The sequence below is a fragment of the Tsuneonella aeria genome, from assembly GCF_009827495.1.
Classification (GTDB): domain Bacteria; phylum Pseudomonadota; class Alphaproteobacteria; order Sphingomonadales; family Sphingomonadaceae; genus Tsuneonella; species Tsuneonella aeria.
Window position 1 is genome coordinate 651,289 of sequence record NZ_WTZA01000001.1, and the last position, 15,850, is coordinate 667,138.

Below are 15,850 nucleotides of genomic sequence, written 5' to 3' on the forward strand. Positions count from 1 at the left end.
CCTCACCAGCTCGACTTGGTCAGACCGGGAATCAGGCCCTTGTTGCCCAGGTTCCTGATCTCGATCCGGTTAAGGCCGAACTTGCGATACACGCCGCGCGGGCGGCCGGTGGTGGAGCAGCGGTTGCGCACCCGGGTCGGGTTCGCATTGCGCGGGATTTCGGCCAGCTTCAGGCGCGCCATCAGGCGCTCCGAATCGTCCTTCGATTCGTCGTCGGCAATCGCCTTCAGCCGGGCGTACTTGCCCGCATACTTCTTCACGAGCTTCTTGCGCCGCTCGTTCTTGTTGATCGAACTCAGTTTCGCCATGGACTTAAGCTCTCTTCCTCAAATCTAGCTTCACGCGGCCTGCTGCTCTTCAGCAGCGTCCTCGCGCGGGAACGGGAAACCGAACAGGCGCAGCAGCTCGCGCGCCTCGTCGTCGGTCTTCGCGGTGGTGGTGATGATGATGTCCATCCCCCGGACCTTCTCGATCTTGTCGTACGAGATTTCCGGGAAAATGATCTGTTCCTTCAGGCCCATCGCATAGTTGCCGCGCCCGTCGAAGCTCTTCGGGTTCAGCCCGCGGAAGTCGCGGATGCGGGGCATGGCGATCGTCACCAGGCGATCAAGGAATTCGTACATGCGCTCGCGGCGAAGGGTCACCTTCGCACCGATCGGCATCCCTTCACGCAGCTTGAACTGCGCGATCGACTTCTTGGCCTTGGTGATGACCGGCTTCTGGCCGGCGATCAGCGCCATTTCCTCGGCAGCCGTCTGGACCTTCTTCTTGTCCTGGCTCGCTTCGCCCACGCCCATGTTGAGCGTGATCTTTTCGAGCCGCGGCACTTCCAGCGCGTTCTTGTAGCCGAACTTTTCCGTCATCGCCTTGGCGATTTCGGCGTCGTACTTAGCCTTCAAGCGCGGGGCATTGGTATCAGCCATCGATGGTCTCCCCGGACTTGACGGCAACGCGGACCTTGCGTCCGTCCTTGGTTTCGAACCGGACGCGGGTCGGCTTGCCGTCCTTGGGATCGGCCAGCGCAACCTTGGCAATGCGCATCGGGGCCGGCTTGCGGTCGATGCCACCCTGCGGGTTCTGCTGGCTCGGCTTGCGGTGACGGGCGATCACGTTGATGCCGTCGACGACGACCTTGCCGTCCTTCGGCATGACGGACTGGACGGTGCCGGTGCGGCCCTTGTCCTTGCCCGAAAGCACGACGACGCTGTCGCCCTTCTTGATCTTGGCGCCGGCCATTACAACACCTCCGGAGCGAGCGAGATGATCTTCATGAAGCCGCGGCCGCGCAGTTCGCGCACCACCGGCCCGAAAATACGGGTACCGATCGGCTCCTCGTTCTTGTTCACCAGGACCGCAGCGTTGCTGTCGAAGCGGATCACGCTGCCATCGGGACGGCGAACATCCTTGCGGGTCCGCACGATCACGGCGCGGTGAACATCGCCCTTCTTGACCTTCGTGCGCGGCTGCGCCTCCTTGACGGAGACGACGATCACGTCGCCCACGCCGGCGGTCCGACGCTTCGATCCGCCCAGCACCTTGATGCACTGGACGCGCTTGGCGCCGCTGTTGTCAGCGACATCGAGCGTGGATTGCATCTGGATCATAGATCCGTTTCCTTCTCGTTCGGCTTGCCGGAACCAGTCCGGCAGTTCCTATTAAAACTGGCTCAGTTGCCCGCGGCCTCGACATCGAGATCGGCATCGACCGCCTGCACACCGCCAGCCTGCACCCGGTCCTTCACGGTCCAGGTCTTGGTCTTGGAGATGGGGCGGGTTTCCTCGATCCGCACGACGTCGCCCGGATGATAGGCGTTCGCCTCGTCATGGGCATGGTACTTCTTCGAGCGACGGATGATCTTGCCGTAGAGCGGGTGCTTAACCTTGCGCTCGACCAGCACGGTCACGGTCTTGTCGGTCTTGTCGGACACGACGGTCCCGACCAGGATACGCTTTGGCATATCGGTTCCTTACTTCGCTTCGGCAGCGCGAGAACGCTCGCCCTGCAGCGTTTTGATACGCGCGATGTCGCGGCGAACCTCGCGGATGCGCGCGGGGCGCTCCAGCTGGTTGGTCGCCGCCTGAAAGCGCAGGTTGAACGCCTCGCGCTTCAGCTCGACCATCTGTTCCGCCAGCTGGTCGTCCGTCCGGGCGCGCATGTCGGCGGCCTTCGCGTTCCCGCCGGTGGCAGCCGTGGGGGCTGGTTTCTTGGCCATTACTCGGCTCCCAGGTGGCTGGTGTCGCCCAGGCGAGCGACAACCTTGGTCTTGATCGGCAGCTTCATCGCCGCGCGGCTGAACGCCTCTGCCGCGAGCGGACCGGGCACGCCGTCGAGCTCGAACAGGATCCGGCCCGGCTTCACGCGCGCGGCCCAGTATTCGATCGCGCCCTTGCCCTTGCCCTGGCGGACTTCGGCCGGCTTCTTCGAGACCGGAACGTCCGGGAACACGCGAATCCACAGGCGCCCCTGGCGCTTGATGTGACGCGTGATCGCGCGGCGCGCCGCCTCGATCTGGCGGGCGGTGACACGTTCCGGCTCAAGCGCCTTGAGGCCATAGGAACCGAAGTTCAGGGCGGTACCGCCCTTGGCTTCGCCCTTGATGCGGCCCTTGAACATCTTGCGGAACTTTGTTTTCTTCGGTTGCAGCATGGTTCTTGCTCTACCTTAGCGCCGGTCGGAAGCCGGGCGGACGCCGGAGGTCTGGGCCTCCATCATCAAGCGGTCCTGCGCGGTCGGATCATGGCCGAGAATCTCGCCCTTGAAGATCCACACCTTGATCCCGATCACGCCGTAGGCGGTCAGCGCCTCGGCTTCGGCATAGTCAACGTTCGCGCGGAGCGTGTGCAGCGGCACACGGCCTTCCCGGTACTGTTCGACGCGCGCGATCTCCGCACCGCCAAGACGGCCGCCGCACATGACCTTGATGCCTTCGGCGCCAAGGCGCATGGCCGACTGCATCGCCCGCTTCATCGCGCGGCGGAAGGCCACGCGGCGGATGAGCTGGTCGGCAATGCCCTGGGCGACGAGCTTGGCATCGATCTCCGGCTTGCGGATCTCGACGATGTTGAGCTTCACATCGCTCGCCGTCATGGACGCGAGCTTCGAGCGAAGCTTCTCGATGTCGGCGCCCTTCTTGCCGATGATGACGCCCGGACGGGCGGCATAGATCGAAACGCGGCACAGCTTTGCCGGACGCTCGATCACGACCTTCGAGATCGCAGCCTGTGGCAGGCTTTCGACGATGTACTTGCGGATCGCGATGTCTTCGCTGAGCAGCTTGGCGTAGTCGCGCCCTTCGGCGTACCAGCGGCTGTCCCAGGTCCGGTTGATCTGCAGGCGCAGGCCGATGGGGTTCGATTTATGACCCATATCAGGCCTCCTCGCTTTCACGGACCACGATGCGCAGCCGGCTGAACGGCTTCAGGATGCGGGTGCTCTTCCCGCGCCCACGCGTGTGGAAGCGCTTCATGGTTACGGACTTGCCGACCGACGCCTCGGCGACGACGAGCGCGTCGACATCGAGGTTGTGGTTGTTCTCGGCATTCGCGATCGCGCTGGCGAGCACCTTGGAGGCGTCGCGAGCCATCGCCTTCTTGGAGAAGGCGAGGATATTCAGCGCGTCCTCGGCCTTCTTGCCGCGGATGAGGCCGGCCACGAGGTTCAGCTTCTGCGCGGAACCACGGATCGTGGTGCCGACGGCCAGAGCCTCGTTATCGCCGACGCGGCGGGGGGCTTTCTGCTTGCCCATCAGCGCTTGCCCTTCTTGTCGGCGGCGTGGCCGGGGAAGTTGCGCGTGGGCGCGAATTCGCCGAGCTTGTGGCCGACCATGTCTTCGTTGACGGAGACCGGAATGAACTTCTGGCCGTTGTAGACGCTGAACGTCAGACCGACGAACTGCGGCAGGATCGTGCTGCGACGCGACCAGGTCTTGATCGCACCGCGCGCGCTCTTCTCCTGCGCGTCCTCGGCCTTCTTCAGCAGGTGGAGGTCGACGAAAGGACCTTTCCAGACGGAACGAGCCATGTCCGATTACCTCTTCTTCTTCGCGTGGCGCGAACGGATGATCATCTTGTCCGTGGCCTTGTTGTGACGGGTGCGGGCGCCCTTGGTCGGCTTGCCCCACGGGGTGACCGGGTGGCGGCCGCCGGAAGTGCGGCCTTCGCCGCCGCCGTGCGGGTGATCGACCGGGTTCTTCGCGACGCCGCGGGTCAGCGGACGCTTGCCCAGCCAGCGGTTGCGACCGGCCTTGGCGAAGTTCTGGTTCTGGTTGTCGGGGTTCGAGACCGCGCCAACCGTACCCATGCAATCCGCCCGCAGATAACGCTGCTCGCCGCTGTTGAGGCGCACGATCACCATGCCGCGGTCACGGCCGACAACCTGGACATAGGTCCCTGCCGAACGGGCGATCTGACCGCCCTTGCCCGGCTTCATCTCCACGTTGTGGCAGATGGTACCGACCGGCATGGTGCCCAGCAGCATCGCGTTACCCGGCTTCGTATCCGTCTTCTCGCCTGCGACGACGCTGTCGCCGACGGCGAGGCGCTGCGGCGCAAGGATATAGGCCAGTTCGCCGTCCTCGTACTTCACCAGTGCGATAAAGGCCGTGCGGTTGGGGTCGTATTCCAGACGCTCGACGGTGGCAGGCATGTCCCACTTGCGACGCTTGAAGTCGATGTAGCGGTACTTCTGCTTGTGGCCGCCGGCGATCCCGCGCGACGTGACGTGGCCCTTGTTGTTACGGCCGCCGGTCTTGCGCTTGCCTTCGACGAGCGCCTTGACCGGCTTGCCCTTCCACAGGCCGGATTTGTCGACCAGGATCAGGCCGCGGCGGGCCGGGCTGGTCGGCTTGTAGTTCTTGAGTGCCATAGTCCTGCCCTCAGATCCCGCTCGTGACGTCGATCGAGTCCTGGCCTTCAGCCAGGGTCACGATCGCCTTCTTCATGTCGGTGCGCGTGTAGGGCTTGCCCTTCCAGCGCTTCGTCTTGCCCTTGACGACGATGGTGTTCACCTTTGCCACCTTGCGATCGTAGATGGCCTCGATGGCTTCCTTGATCTGCGGCTTGGTCGCATCGCCGGCAACCTTGAACACAATCGCGTTGTGTTCGGACGCCAGGGTCGACTTCTCGGTGATGTGCGGGGCGACGATCACGTCATAGTGACGCGCATCGACCTGCTTTGCCTGCTTAGCCATTGAAGCGCGCCTCCAGCTTTTCGACCGCAGCCTTCGTCAGGACCAGCGTGTCGTGCTTCAGGATGTCGTAGACGTTGGCGCCCACCGCCGGCATCACGTTGATGCCGTGCAGGTTGCCCGCAGCCTTCGCGAACGAAGTGTCGACCGCATCGCCGTCAATCACCAGCACCTTGCCGCCGCTCCAGCCATTCGCGTCGAAATGGCCTTTCAGCGCCTTCGTCTTGGCATCGGCGAGTTCGAGCGTGTCGACGATGACGAGGCCGTCCTTCGCCTTGCTCGAAAGGGCCATGCGCAGGCCGAGCGCGCGGATCTTCTTGTTCAGCGAGATGTTGAAATCGCGCTTCCTGGCACCGTGCGCCTTGCCGCCACCGATGAACACGGGTGCTGCACGGTCGCCGTGACGTGCCGTGCCGCCGCCCTTCTGCCGGCCGAACTTCTTGCCGGTACGGGCAACGTCGCTGCGCTCGCGGGTCGGACGGGCGGTCATCCGCCGGTTCCACAGCTGCCAGGTGACGACGCGGTGCAGGATATCCTGCCGCGGCTCGATACCGAAGACCTCGTCATTCAGCTCGAGGTCGCCGGCGGCGCCGCCGTCGAGTTTCTGGACCTTCACCTTCACGGGATCAGCCCTCCTTGTTTTCATCACCGGCGGGCGAAGCGCCCTCGGCGGTGGTTTCGGCGGTGGCATCGGTATCCGTATCGGCACCGGCCTGCTGCTCTTCAGCGAGCTGCTCCTGCATCTCGGGGCTCACCTGCTCGATCACTTCGTGCTCGGCAGCAGCCTCGACCATGCCGGCAGGCGCTTCCTCGTGCTCGGGAGCAGTGCTCTTCTTCTCGAGAACCGCGCCGGGGAACGGCAGGTTCTCGGGCAGCGAAAGCTTCACGGAGTCCCGAACGAGCAGCCAGCCATTCTTCGAACCCGGGACAGAGCCCTTCACGAAGATCAGGCCGCGGGTCGCGTCGGTGCGAACCACTTCCAGGTTCTGCTGGGTGCGCTGACGGTCGCCCATGTGGCCGGCCATCTTCTTGTTCTTGAACACGCGGCCCGGATCCTGGCGGTTACCGGTCGAACCGTGGGCGCGGTGGCTGATCGAGACGCCGTGCGTCGCGCGCATGCCGCCGAAGCCCCAGCGCTTCATGGCGCCGGCAAAGCCCTTGCCCTGCGTGTGGCCGGTGATGTCGACCTTCTGCCCGGCAACGAAATGCTCGGCCGAGATGGTCGACCCGACGGGGATCAGCCCGTCTTCGCCGTCGACGCGGAATTCCGCGACGCGCATCTTCAGGCCGACTTCGGCCTTTGCGAACTGCTCGCGCTGCGGCTTGTTGACGTTCTTCTGCTTCGCTTCGCCCGCACCGAGCTGGACGGCGAAGTAGCCGTCACGGTCACCAGTGCGGTGCATGACGACCTGGCAATCTTCCAGCGACAGGACGGTGACCGGCACGTGGCGGCCATCTTCCTGGAACAGGCGGGTCATCCCGACTTTCTTAGCGATCACGCCGGAGCGCATGATCCGTTCTCCTTACAGAGGCCTGCCGGACCATCCGACAGGCGTGCTCGGCCCAGGTTGTCATGCATCGCCCCGTCCGGGCCAAAGTGCCTCTCTCGAGGCGAGACGGGGGACGCTGCCCGGCCAGTGCCCGAAGGCGCGGCCGGAGGTATCCCTTGTCCGCGAGCCTGCCGGCTCGCGACGAAATCAAGCCAGCTTGATCTCGACGTTGACGCCAGCGGCTAGGTCGAGCTTCATCAGCGCGTCCACCGTCTGGGCGTTCGGCTGCACGATGTCGAGCAGCCGCTTGTAGGTGCGCACCTCGAACTGCTCGCGCGACTTCTTGTCGACGTGCGGACCGCGGTTCACGGTGAATTTCTCGATACGCGTCGGCATGGGGATGGGGCCCCGGATCAGCGCACCCGTGCGACGGGCGGTGTCCGCAATCTCGCCAGTCGCCTGGTCGAGCACGCGGTGATCGAACGCCTTGAGGCGAATGCGGATATTCTGAGCTTCCATGTCCCTACCGATGCGAAAGAGCCGTACGAGCCGTTGCCGGCCCGCAAAAAAGAAAGGCCCGCCCGGTCTTGCCCGACATGCGGGAACAGGCGGCCTTCCTGTGAATCTGTTTGGATGGAGACGAATCCCCGTCCGGTGGCGCGCCTATACGGATAGCGCGGTTGTCGTGCAACCCCCGATTGCACGGTTTTGTTGGAGGATTCGATCGCGATCCCACCAAGGGCGCTGACGAGCCTGCAATGGCTCCAGACACAACCAGGCCCGGCTCCCTTGCGAGAGCCGGGCCAGACCATGCTGCCGTAAGAGGCTTACTTCGTGATCTTGGCGACGACACCCGAACCGACGGTGCGGCCGCCTTCGCGAATAGCGAAGCGCAGACCTTCGTCCATCGCGATCGGGGCGATCAGCTTGACGCCGATCGTGACGTTGTCGCCCGGCATGACCATTTCGGTGCCTTCGGGAAGAACAACCTCACCGGTCACGTCGGTGGTGCGGAAGTAGAACTGCGGACGATAGTTGGCGAAGAACGGCGTGTGACGGCCGCCCTCGTCCTTCGACAGCACATAGACTTCCGCGTCGAAGTCGGTGTGCGGCTTGACCGAACCCGGCTTGGCGAGAACCTGGCCACGCTCGACCTCTTCGCGAGCCACGCCGCGGATCAGCGCACCGACGTTGTCGCCGGCTTCGCCCCGATCGAGCAGCTTGCGGAACATCTCGACGCCCGTGACGGTCGTCTTCTTCGAGTCCTTGATGCCGACGATTTCGACTTCGTCACCAACGTTGACGACACCCGTCTCGATGCGGCCGGTCACGACCGTGCCGCGGCCCGAGATCGAGAACACGTCTTCGATGGGCATGAGGAACGGCTTGTCGACCGGACGGTCCGGCTGCGGAATGTATTCGTCGACCGCCTTGATCAGCGCAACGACCGAATCCTTGCCGATGTGGTCATCGCGACCTTCGAGAGCAGCCAGCGCGGAACCCTTGATGATCGGAATGTTGTCACCGTCAAAGTCGTACGAGCTCAGCAGCTCGCGCACTTCCAGTTCGACGAGTTCGAGGATTTCCTCGTCGTCGACCTGGTCGACCTTGTTCATGTACACGACGAGAGCCGGCACGCCGACCTGGCGCGCGAGCAGGATGTGCTCGCGGGTCTGCGGCATCGGGCCGTCGGCTGCGTTCACGACCAGGATCGCGCCGTCCATCTGGGCGGCACCGGTGATCATGTTCTTCACGTAGTCCGCGTGACCCGGGCAGTCGACGTGCGCGTAGTGACGAGCGTCCGACTCGTACTCGACGTGTGCGGTCGAGATGGTGATGCCGCGCTCACGCTCTTCGGGTGCCTTGTCGATGTTCGCGAAGTCGACGGGGGTGCCGCCGTACACTTCGGCCATGACCTTGGTGATCGCCGCGGTGAGCGTCGTCTTGCCGTGGTCAACGTGACCAATGGTGCCGATGTTGCAGTGCGGCTTGTTCCGCTCGAATTTTGCCTTTGCCATTTTGACTAAAACCTCTGTCTGGATTGAATTTCACCAAGCCTGCGGCGGCACCCGGTGAATCAGGCGCCGCCACTAGACGCTCGCCTTTCCTTAGGCAAGCTTCTCCTTGACCTCGGCAGCGACGTTCGCCGGCACCTCGTCATAGTGCGAGAACTGCATCGTGTACTGCGCGCGACCCTGGGTGAACGAACGCAGTTCGTTGACGTAGCCGAACATGTTGGCAAGCGGCACCTTGGCTTCCACGGCCTGGGCATTCCCGCGCGTGTCGGTGCCCTGGATCTGGCCGCGGCGGCTGTTGATGTCGCCGATCACGTCGCCGAGATAATCTTCCGGCGTGACCACTTCCACCTTCATGATGGGCTCGAGCAGCTTGATGCCCGCCTTCTGCGCCACTTCGCGCATCGCGCCGCGACCGGCGATTTCGAACGCGATCGCGCTCGAGTCGACGTCGTGGTACGCACCGTCGTAGAGTGTGACGGTGAAGTCGATGATCGGGAAGCCGACGAGGTAGCCGCTCTCGGCCTGCTCGCGCAGGCCCTTCTCGATCGCGGGGATGTATTCCTTCGGAATGTTGCCGCCCTTGATCTCGTCCACGAAGACGAAGCCCTGGCCGCGCTCACCCGGCTCGACCTTGACCTTGACCCGGCCGAACTGACCCGAACCACCCGACTGCTTCTTGTGGGTGTAGTCCACGTCCACCGGCTTCGCGAGGTATTCGCGGTATGCCACCTGCGGCGCACCGACGTTCGCCTCGACCTTGAACTCACGCTTCATGCGATCGACGAGGATGTCGAGGTGAAGCTCGCCCATGCCCTTGATGATCGTCTGGCCCGATTCATGGTCGGTGGTCACGCGGAAGCTCGGATCCTCGGCCGCGAGGCGATGGAGCGCGACACCCATCTTCTCCTGGTCGGCCTTGGTCTTGGGCTCCACCGACAGCTCGATCACCGGCTCGGGGAATTCCATCCGCTCGAGAATGATCGGCTTCGCCGGGTCGCACAGCGTGTCGCCCGTGGTGGTTTCCTTGAGCCCGGCCAGGGCCACGATGTCGCCCGCGTATGCCTCTTCGATGTCCTCGCGGTTGTTCGAGTGCATCAGCAGCATGCGGCCGATCTTTTCCTTCTTGTCCTTGACGGAGTTCAGGTACGAACCCTTGGTCAGCTTGCCCGAATAGATGCGGGAGAAGGTCAGCGAGCCGACGAACGGGTCGTTCATGATCTTGAACGCAAGGGCCGAGAACGGCGCGTCGTCTGAGGACGGGCGCGTGTCTTCTTCCTCGCTGTCGGGCTTGATGCCCTTGATCGCGGGGACGTCGACCGGGCTCGGCAAGTAGTCCACCACCGCATCGAGAAGCGGCTGGACGCCCTTGTTCTTGAACGAGGAGCCGCACAGGACCGGCACGAACGCGCCCGCCAGCGTGCCCTTGCGGATCAGCCGCTTGAGCGTCGCCGCGTCGGGCATCTCGCCTTCGAGATACTTTTCCATGACGTCGTCGTCCTGCTCGACGGCGAGTTCGATCAGGCGTTCGCGGTATTCCGCGGCCTTGTCGGCCAGGTCGGCGGGGATGTCGGTATAGTCGAACTTGGCGCCCAGGCTCTCATCCTGCCAGATGATCGCGCGGTTGTTCACCAGGTCGACGAGACCCTTGAACGACGATTCCGCGCCGATCGGAAGATAGAGCACAGCGGGGACTGCGCCAAGGCGATCGATGATCGTCTGGACACAATAATAGAAGTCCGCCCCGGTACGGTCGAGCTTGTTGACGTAGCACATCCGCGGCACGCCGTACTTTTCGGCCTGGCGCCACACGGTTTCGGATTGCGGTTCGACGCCGGCGACGCCGTCGAAGGCCGCAACCGCGCCGTCGAGCACGCGCAGCGAACGTTCGACTTCGATGGTGAAATCGACGTGGCCGGGGGTGTCGATGATGTTCAGGCGGTGCTCGGGGCCCTGGCCGTCCTCAGCCTGCCAGAACGTCGTCGTGGCGGCGGAAGTGATCGTGATCCCGCGCTCCTGCTCCTGCTCCATCCAGTCCATGGTGGCGGCGCCATCGTGCACTTCGCCGATCTTGTAGGACTTGCCGGTGTAGTAAAGGATACGCTCGGTCGTCGTGGTCTTGCCGGCGTCGATGTGCGCCATGATTCCGAAATTTCGGTAACGCTCGATGGGATGGCTGCGTGCCATGGGAAAATTCCTTGGAGAGAAGGGAGCGGCCGGACGCAAGATCGCCCGGCCCCGCCCTATATAGGTGTTACCAGCGGTAGTGCGAGAAGGCGCGGTTGGCGTCGGCCATGCGGTGCGTGTCTTCGCGCTTCTTGACCGCGTTGCCGCGGTTGTTGGCGGCATCCATCAGCTCGCCCGAGAGACGCGCGGCCATGGTGGTTTCCGCACGGCCGCGGGCAGCGGTGATGAGCCAGCGGATCGCGAGCGCCTGGCCGCGTTCCGGACGCACTTCGACAGGCACCTGGTACGTGGCACCGCCGACGCGGCGCGAACGCACCTCGATCTGCGGCTTCACGTTGTCGAGCGCGGTGTGGAAGACTGCGATGGGATCGCTCTTCGCACGGCTCTCGACGGTTTCGAGCGCACCATAGACGATGCGTTCCGCAACCGACTTCTTACCGTCGAGCATGAGGTTGTTCATGAACTTCGACAGGATCTGATCCCCGAACTTGGGATCGGGCAGGATGACCCGCTTTTCGGGACGACGACGACGTGACATTTCTTAAACTCCAGAACACGGGAGCGACAGCGGTGTTTCAACACATCATCCCGGCGAAAGACGGGATCGTTTGCCGCAAGCACTCCGGTGGAAACTCTCTCCGGTGATATCCGACCAGGCCGACAGCGATCCCGGCCTGACACCGGGACGACGGCCTGGACCAGCCATCACTTGGGACGCTTGGCGCCGTACTTGGAGCGGCTCTGCTTGCGGTCCTTCACGCCCTGCGTGTCGAGCACGCCGCGCAGCACGTGGTAACGCACGCCCGGAAGGTCGCGCACGCGGCCGCCGCGGATCAGCACCACGGAGTGCTCCTGCAGGTTGTGCCCTTCACCCGGGATGTAGCTGATGACCTCGCGCTGGTTGGTCAGGCGCACCTTGGCCACCTTGCGCAGCGCCGAGTTCGGCTTCTTCGGGGTCGTGGTGTAGACGCGGGTGCAAACGCCGCGCTTCTGCGGGTTCGCTTCCATCGCAGGGACCTTCGACTTGGCCTTCTGCGGTTCGCGGCCCTTGCGGACCAACTGGTTGATCGTCGGCATTAAAGGAGTTCTCTCTCTTCACCGTATGGCGGTGCCACAAGAACAGGGTGAAGGGAGAAAGTTCGCCGAACCGGTCGTTCCCGGCCAAACCGGGATCGTTGCCAAGGCGCGATGCCTGGCCAACAGGGTCTGCGAGCTTGAATCACTCCACCCGCGCCCACGGACACCGGGTTACTTTGACGGCCGCCCCGAAACGCCCTGCACGAGGCCGCGCTTCAATAGAAAAGAGCCCTTGCGCAACATACGCCAGGCCCCCGGGACGACACCGCCAATGTTCAGCTCTATCTGACCGGGGCCGAGCGAACCGGGCCCTGGATGGGCGCGCCCCTAGTCGGATTCGCCCCGGCGGTCAAGGGAACGGCCGGCGATCGCGAAATCCGCCGGGGCCGGAACAGGTGCGGAACGCCGTAGCATGGCGCGAGTTTCATACCGCATACCAACCATGTGGAGCCCTGTCATGGCCGACAAGAAGGACAGCGACGGCAAGCGCGAACTCATCCAGCCGCACGAGAAACGCTACCAGCGGCGCAACGACGACGGCACTTTCGGCGAATCCGACGATCAGTCGAAGTCGCTGAGTCAGGACGCGAGACAGCATGCGAGCACGAAGAAGCCGCGCAACCAGGGCGACAAGGGCGACTGATCGCTCGGGATCCCGCTTCGGCCCGGTTGCGGGACCCGACCCCTGCCCTGGCCCGTTACTTCCCCGAAGGATAGCGAACGACGACCGACCCCAAACGAGAGCCTGTTGCGCCCGAAGGCCACAGCGGCCCGAAACCGCGAAGGGCAGAACCAGTCCACCCGCGACGGAGATGAAGGGGGCCAGCCCGGACAGGACAACGATCTTGCCGCGATGGAAGGTCAGGAAACCGACCCGCGCGGGCAGCAGGGCCAGCCAGCCAAGCGTTCCGGCATGGACGGCGAGCGCGGGGGAAACCGTTGATGGCCGACCGGAACCTCGAGCGCGGAGAACAGCGCAAGGATCAGCGACCGCAGGCCGAGCGCGAGCCTCAGGAAGACGCGCAGCCCAATCATGCGCGGATCAAGGACGATCAGGGCCGTGACGGGGGCCGACCAGGCAGCGACAGCGGCGGCGGGGACTGAGCGCCGCGTCTCCACCCCGCTAGGGAAAACCGCGCGCTTCGGGTCGTGCGCCCGCAAAGCGCGCGCCTTTTATTCAAGCGCATCCAGGCCGAAGTGCTGCCCAAAACCTGCAAGCCGGCGATCCGGCGCCCTTACCAGCTCAGCGTATAGGCACCTTGAGTCGGCACCGAGAACCGGCACAGCGCGGTCCCTGTATCCTTCAGGGGCGGGATTTTCTGACCGTCGGCGCCGCGCAGCACGATCGTAGTGGCGGATCGGCGCGGCTTGTCCGCGATCAGCGCGATCGCCGCGTCCATCGCCGCCGGCCCGTCGATCGCGAAGCTGATGGCACATTCGTCCATCCGGGTCAGCGCCCGCACGAAATGATCGCAGTGGAGCATGAAAGGCGCCCGCTCCACCCGGTGAAATGCACGCGTGGCAAACACCATCGCCCCGCCCGCCCCGTAGATTTCCTGCCCCACCTGCCCCGCCGGCTGCCCATCGGGGTAAAGGTCTTCCAGGGGGAATGACAGCGCGCGATCAATATGGCCGTTGCGGATATCGTCCTTCGCCATCGCATCTTCCGGCAACGCATCGGGATAGTAGAACCATGCGCGGTGGAGCGCGTAGCGGCAGTATTCGCTCACGAGAAGTTTTACCGACGGGATCAGGTCCGGCCCGCCGAGATCGAGGTAGGTCTCGAACGCGGCGAAGCTGTCGAAGCATTCGTACATCGCCATGTACGGCGCATCTTGCAGGCAGGTGACGCCCATGAAATTGCCGTATTCGCGCGCAGCGCCGATCTCGCTCTTCCACATAAGCGAATTGTGGAAGAAGCTGGCGAGATAGACGTAGCTTTGTGACAGGTAGTGCTTCTGGTTGGTGATGCGCCACAGAAGAATGCACGCCGCCGCGCCCCAGGCGGTGAGGTTGGCCTGGTAATTGAGGTGGAAGCGGCTGCCCGCGGCAGCTTCGATGGCGGCGCGCGCCTCGGCCAGGAAGCGCGCTTCTCCGGTGAGGGCGTGCACCTGCAGCATGACCCAGGCGTACATGCCGTTCACGTCGGTCTGGCCGCGATCGTCGGCAGCCACCGCGGTGATGACCTCGAACGTGTCCACCTTGTACTGGATCGGCCAGCGATACTCGAAGTGCTGCGCCGCCTTGATCCCGTAATCGACCGTGTCGAGCAGCAGGGCCCGCGCCTCCTCCTCCCCGTCGAGCGCCAGGGAGCAAAGCATCGCCATCGGGTGGTACATGTACCAGCTGTCCACCGCGTCGGCGTCCTTGTCGTCGCCCACATCGGGCAGGTAGCGCCGCAGCGCCTTGAGCTTCGGATCGTAGAAACCGCGCAGGCCCTTCACGATCTCGCGTTCGAGCGGATCCCGCTTGCCTTGCCAGCGTCCCCATTCGTGGATGGCGGAAAGCAGCGAGAGCTGGACCATCGAATCCGGGTATTCGGTCGCGGTGTAGGGGTGGAAATAGGTATTGCCGCGATGCCGCGTGCGCGCCTTGGGGCTGGCGCGCAGGTCGTCGAGGGTCCGCCGCGATCGGCCGACCCAGTCGCGATACATGGCTTCAGGCCGGTCGATCCTGCGATAAAGGGCCGCCAGCATATCCAGGAATTGCCACGCGGATGCGATTTCCTCCTCTTGCGGGAAGCGACGCACCAGGATGTGCGCGCTGGATAGCACCGTCTCGCGCCCGCCCGGGAGAGCGGCCGAGGGGTCATCAGGGTGAGTGGGCGCGAGGTAGCCTAACTCGGGCCACTCCCCGCCCACCGCGTTTTCAGGCTTCGTGCCGGTCGCGTTGAAATAGGCGTTCAGCCGGGTGAGATCCTGGAGATAGAGCACCTTGCCGAAATCGGGCTCGTCGAGCGAGAAATAGCACAGCCCGGTATTCAGCCGCCGCTGGCTCGCCTCGATCGTGCCTTTGGGCCTTTCCGCGCGGACACCGGGTCCCACCGCGATCAGGTCGCGCGGGATGAACGGCAAGTGCAGCGCACGATCGGGCCGGAAGGCGTGTTCCAGCGAGAACAGCGCCGGATCGCTCTCGTCCGCGCTCACGGTAATGCGGTGCGTGCCGAGGTCGGTGACGGCGGTGAAAGCGAGGAGATCGTCGCCCTCCACCCGCTCGATCCTGGCCCCTTCCGTGAGCAGCGGAACCCGCCATGCGAGCCCGCCTGACTTCGCATCGCGCGACAGGCGGATCCAGAGGTCGGCACCCAGCGTCACGGCCTCCACCAAGAACGCGTTGTGCTTCGCTTTCGCCAGCTGCCGCCCTTCGCCGAACGCACGCGCCGTCTCGCGGACCGCGAGCGACGGTGAACCGGTCACCCTCTGTGTCCGTGGGGCTGGGCGTGGCCGCCGTGCCGCATGAACTTCTCGTCGAGTTGCTCGACGACCTTCGCGCCTTCGTCGCCCTTCATGCGAAGGAGCGCATCGATCTTCGCTTCCAACCGATCGTCATTTTCCTTCGAGGACGGCGAGCCGAGGTAGAGGAAATAGGCCAGGCCGACGACCTGCCACAGAAGCTGGAGGAATTCGGACTGCCAGTTCTCGAACGTGTCGCGGCCCATGGTGATGAGGTACTCGTTGACCTCCGGGCTGCTGCCATGCTGGCGTGCTTCATCGACGTACGCCTGCCACCCGAAGTACCAGTGGAGCGCAAACGAACCGATGAAAAACGCGAGCGTAATCCAGGCGTAGGCGTATTTGCCGAAAATTCCCAATCGGGCGGCGCTGCTCTCGACGTTTCCGGACATGAGCAATGCTCCTTCCAGTGGCCAGAAGGACAAATCTGCGGCTTTGTTCCCG

General features: G+C 64.2%; 24 protein-coding genes. 3 read left to right on the forward strand and 21 right to left on the reverse strand.

Annotation, left to right across the window (positions count from 1 at the left end):
• Positions 1–2: 2 nt before the first annotated feature.
• From rpsN to rpsL, 19 genes are all read right to left on the reverse strand, one after another.
• A complete protein-coding gene (rpsN, locus tag GRI40_RS03130) occupies positions 3–308 on the reverse strand; it encodes a 30S ribosomal protein S14 (protein WP_160609988.1) in 306 nt (101 codons plus the stop codon).
• Between the two features lie 30 nt (positions 309–338).
• Positions 339–923, reverse strand: coding sequence for a 50S ribosomal protein L5 (gene rplE / locus GRI40_RS03135; protein ID WP_160609989.1), 585 nt, complete (start codon positions 921–923; stop codon positions 339–341).
• Positions 916–1,236, reverse strand: coding sequence for a 50S ribosomal protein L24 (gene rplX, locus GRI40_RS03140; RefSeq protein ID WP_160609990.1), 321 nt, complete (start codon positions 1,234–1,236; stop codon positions 916–918). Before rplX ends, rplE begins: the two co-directional genes overlap by 8 nt.
• Positions 1,236–1,604 (reverse strand): 50S ribosomal protein L14, encoded by a 369-nt coding sequence (gene rplN / locus GRI40_RS03145; RefSeq protein ID WP_160609991.1) that lies wholly within the window; start codon positions 1,602–1,604, stop codon positions 1,236–1,238. The genes rplX and rplN overlap by 1 nt, the downstream gene beginning before the upstream one ends.
• A 62-nt stretch (positions 1,605–1,666) precedes the next feature.
• Positions 1,667–1,957, reverse strand: a complete 291-nt coding sequence (gene rpsQ / locus GRI40_RS03150) for a 30S ribosomal protein S17 (RefSeq protein WP_160609992.1) — start codon at positions 1,955–1,957, stop codon at positions 1,667–1,669.
• Between the two features lie 9 nt (positions 1,958–1,966).
• Positions 1,967–2,212 (reverse strand): 50S ribosomal protein L29, encoded by a 246-nt coding sequence (gene rpmC, locus GRI40_RS03155; RefSeq protein ID WP_160609993.1) that lies wholly within the window; start codon positions 2,210–2,212, stop codon positions 1,967–1,969.
• Positions 2,212–2,646, reverse strand: a complete 435-nt coding sequence (gene rplP / locus GRI40_RS03160; protein ID WP_160609994.1) for a 50S ribosomal protein L16 — start codon at positions 2,644–2,646, stop codon at positions 2,212–2,214. Before rplP ends, rpmC begins: the two co-directional genes overlap by 1 nt.
• A 15-nt stretch (positions 2,647–2,661) precedes the next feature.
• Positions 2,662–3,366, reverse strand: coding sequence for a 30S ribosomal protein S3 (gene rpsC / locus GRI40_RS03165; RefSeq protein ID WP_160609995.1), 705 nt, complete (start codon positions 3,364–3,366; stop codon positions 2,662–2,664).
• A 1-nt stretch (position 3,367) separates the two neighbouring features.
• Complete coding sequence (gene rplV, locus GRI40_RS03170; RefSeq protein ID WP_160609996.1) at positions 3,368–3,745, reverse strand: 50S ribosomal protein L22; 378 nt, start codon at positions 3,743–3,745, stop codon at positions 3,368–3,370.
• A complete protein-coding gene (gene rpsS / locus GRI40_RS03175; protein WP_160609997.1) occupies positions 3,745–4,020 on the reverse strand; it encodes a 30S ribosomal protein S19 in 276 nt (91 codons plus the stop codon). The genes rplV and rpsS overlap by 1 nt, the downstream gene beginning before the upstream one ends.
• 6 nt (positions 4,021–4,026) lie before the next feature.
• Positions 4,027–4,863 (reverse strand): 50S ribosomal protein L2, encoded by an 837-nt coding sequence (gene rplB, locus GRI40_RS03180; RefSeq protein ID WP_160609998.1) that lies wholly within the window; start codon positions 4,861–4,863, stop codon positions 4,027–4,029.
• A 10-nt stretch (positions 4,864–4,873) separates the two neighbouring features.
• A complete protein-coding gene (locus GRI40_RS03185; RefSeq protein ID WP_160609999.1) occupies positions 4,874–5,188 on the reverse strand; it encodes a 50S ribosomal protein L23 in 315 nt (104 codons plus the stop codon).
• Positions 5,181–5,807: a 50S ribosomal protein L4 gene (rplD, locus tag GRI40_RS03190; protein WP_160610000.1), complete on the reverse strand. Its 627-nt coding sequence runs from the start codon at positions 5,805–5,807 to the stop codon at positions 5,181–5,183. Before rplD ends, GRI40_RS03185 begins: the two co-directional genes overlap by 8 nt.
• A 4-nt stretch (positions 5,808–5,811) precedes the next feature.
• Positions 5,812–6,696, reverse strand: coding sequence for a 50S ribosomal protein L3 (gene rplC / locus GRI40_RS03195; RefSeq protein ID WP_160610001.1), 885 nt, complete (start codon positions 6,694–6,696; stop codon positions 5,812–5,814).
• A 186-nt stretch (positions 6,697–6,882) separates the two neighbouring features.
• Positions 6,883–7,194, reverse strand: coding sequence for a 30S ribosomal protein S10 (rpsJ, locus tag GRI40_RS03200; RefSeq protein ID WP_160610002.1), 312 nt, complete (start codon positions 7,192–7,194; stop codon positions 6,883–6,885).
• A gap of 308 nt (positions 7,195–7,502) precedes the next feature.
• Positions 7,503–8,693 carry an elongation factor Tu gene (gene tuf, locus GRI40_RS03205; RefSeq protein WP_160610003.1) on the reverse strand — a complete coding sequence of 397 codons (1,191 nt, stop codon included), beginning with the start codon at positions 8,691–8,693 and terminating at the stop codon, positions 7,503–7,505.
• Between the two features lie 90 nt (positions 8,694–8,783).
• A complete protein-coding gene (fusA, locus tag GRI40_RS03210; protein WP_160610004.1) occupies positions 8,784–10,877 on the reverse strand; it encodes an elongation factor G in 2,094 nt (697 codons plus the stop codon).
• A 67-nt stretch (positions 10,878–10,944) separates the two neighbouring features.
• Complete coding sequence (gene rpsG, locus GRI40_RS03215) at positions 10,945–11,415, reverse strand: 30S ribosomal protein S7 (protein WP_160610005.1); 471 nt, start codon at positions 11,413–11,415, stop codon at positions 10,945–10,947.
• A gap of 167 nt (positions 11,416–11,582) precedes the next feature.
• A complete protein-coding gene (gene rpsL, locus GRI40_RS03220; protein WP_160610006.1) occupies positions 11,583–11,954 on the reverse strand; it encodes a 30S ribosomal protein S12 in 372 nt (123 codons plus the stop codon).
• 457 nt (positions 11,955–12,411) lie between these two features.
• Here rpsL and GRI40_RS03225 point away from each other — a divergent pair, with 457 nt between their 5' ends.
• The 3 genes from GRI40_RS03225 to GRI40_RS03235 all read left to right on the forward strand — a co-directional run bounded on the left by GRI40_RS03225 (position 12,412) and on the right by GRI40_RS03235 (position 13,058).
• The gene (locus GRI40_RS03225; RefSeq protein ID WP_160610007.1) at positions 12,412–12,597 is read left to right on the forward strand and encodes a hypothetical protein; all 186 of its coding nucleotides are present in this window, start codon (positions 12,412–12,414) and stop codon (positions 12,595–12,597) included.
• Positions 12,598–12,702: 105 nt separating this feature from the next.
• Positions 12,703–12,897 carry a hypothetical protein gene (locus GRI40_RS03230; protein WP_160610008.1) on the forward strand — a complete coding sequence of 65 codons (195 nt, stop codon included), beginning with the start codon at positions 12,703–12,705 and terminating at the stop codon, positions 12,895–12,897.
• Entirely contained in the window at positions 12,897–13,058 is a 162-nt protein-coding gene (locus GRI40_RS03235) for a hypothetical protein (RefSeq protein ID WP_160610009.1), read from the forward strand. Before GRI40_RS03230 ends, GRI40_RS03235 begins: the two co-directional genes overlap by 1 nt.
• 131 nt (positions 13,059–13,189) lie before the next feature.
• On the opposite strand, the gene GRI40_RS03240 is transcribed toward GRI40_RS03235, so the two are convergent.
• Together GRI40_RS03240 and GRI40_RS03245 are read right to left on the reverse strand one after the other, a co-directional pair.
• Positions 13,190–15,370, reverse strand: coding sequence for a hypothetical protein (locus GRI40_RS03240; RefSeq protein WP_160610010.1), 2,181 nt, complete (start codon positions 15,368–15,370; stop codon positions 13,190–13,192).
• Positions 15,367–15,798, reverse strand: a complete 432-nt coding sequence (locus GRI40_RS03245) for a DUF6766 family protein (RefSeq protein WP_160610011.1) — start codon at positions 15,796–15,798, stop codon at positions 15,367–15,369. The genes GRI40_RS03240 and GRI40_RS03245 overlap by 4 nt, the downstream gene beginning before the upstream one ends.
• Positions 15,799–15,850 lie beyond the last annotated feature (52 nt).

Bases quoted from the DNA above. Each gene is read 5' to 3' on its own strand.
- rpsN (WP_160609988.1), bottom strand. From the start codon at position 308: ATGGCGAAACTGAGTTCGATCAACAAGAACGAGCGGCGCAAGAAGCTC.
- rplE (WP_160609989.1), bottom strand. From the start codon at position 923: ATGGCTGATACCAATGCCCCGCGCTTGAAGGCTAAGTACGACGCCGAA.
- rplX (WP_160609990.1), bottom strand. From the start codon at position 1,236: ATGGCCGGCGCCAAGATCAAGAAGGGCGACAGCGTCGTCGTGCTTTCG.
- rplN (WP_160609991.1), bottom strand. From the start codon at position 1,604: ATGATCCAGATGCAATCCACGCTCGATGTCGCTGACAACAGCGGCGCC.
- rpsQ (WP_160609992.1), bottom strand. From the start codon at position 1,957: ATGCCAAAGCGTATCCTGGTCGGGACCGTCGTGTCCGACAAGACCGAC.
- rpmC (WP_160609993.1), bottom strand. From the start codon at position 2,212: ATGGCCAAGAAACCAGCCCCCACGGCTGCCACCGGCGGGAACGCGAAG.
- rplP (WP_160609994.1), bottom strand. From the start codon at position 2,646: ATGCTGCAACCGAAGAAAACAAAGTTCCGCAAGATGTTCAAGGGCCGC.
- rpsC (WP_160609995.1), bottom strand. From the start codon at position 3,366: ATGGGTCATAAATCGAACCCCATCGGCCTGCGCCTGCAGATCAACCGG.
- rplV (WP_160609996.1), bottom strand. From the start codon at position 3,745: ATGGGCAAGCAGAAAGCCCCCCGCCGCGTCGGCGATAACGAGGCTCTG.
- rpsS (WP_160609997.1), bottom strand. From the start codon at position 4,020: ATGGCTCGTTCCGTCTGGAAAGGTCCTTTCGTCGACCTCCACCTGCTG.
- rplB (WP_160609998.1), bottom strand. From the start codon at position 4,863: ATGGCACTCAAGAACTACAAGCCGACCAGCCCGGCCCGCCGCGGCCTG.
- GRI40_RS03185 (WP_160609999.1), bottom strand. From the start codon at position 5,188: ATGGCTAAGCAGGCAAAGCAGGTCGATGCGCGTCACTATGACGTGATC.
- rplC (WP_160610001.1), bottom strand. From the start codon at position 6,696: ATGCGCTCCGGCGTGATCGCTAAGAAAGTCGGGATGACCCGCCTGTTC.
- rpsJ (WP_160610002.1), bottom strand. From the start codon at position 7,194: ATGGAAGCTCAGAATATCCGCATTCGCCTCAAGGCGTTCGATCACCGC.
- tuf (WP_160610003.1), bottom strand. From the start codon at position 8,693: ATGGCAAAGGCAAAATTCGAGCGGAACAAGCCGCACTGCAACATCGGC.
- fusA (WP_160610004.1), bottom strand. From the start codon at position 10,877: ATGGCACGCAGCCATCCCATCGAGCGTTACCGAAATTTCGGAATCATG.
- rpsG (WP_160610005.1), bottom strand. From the start codon at position 11,415: ATGTCACGTCGTCGTCGTCCCGAAAAGCGGGTCATCCTGCCCGATCCC.
- rpsL (WP_160610006.1), bottom strand. From the start codon at position 11,954: ATGCCGACGATCAACCAGTTGGTCCGCAAGGGCCGCGAACCGCAGAAG.
- GRI40_RS03225 (WP_160610007.1), top strand. From the start codon at position 12,412: ATGGCCGACAAGAAGGACAGCGACGGCAAGCGCGAACTCATCCAGCCG.
- GRI40_RS03235 (WP_160610009.1), top strand. From the start codon at position 12,897: ATGGCCGACCGGAACCTCGAGCGCGGAGAACAGCGCAAGGATCAGCGA.
- GRI40_RS03245 (WP_160610011.1), bottom strand. From the start codon at position 15,798: ATGTCCGGAAACGTCGAGAGCAGCGCCGCCCGATTGGGAATTTTCGGC.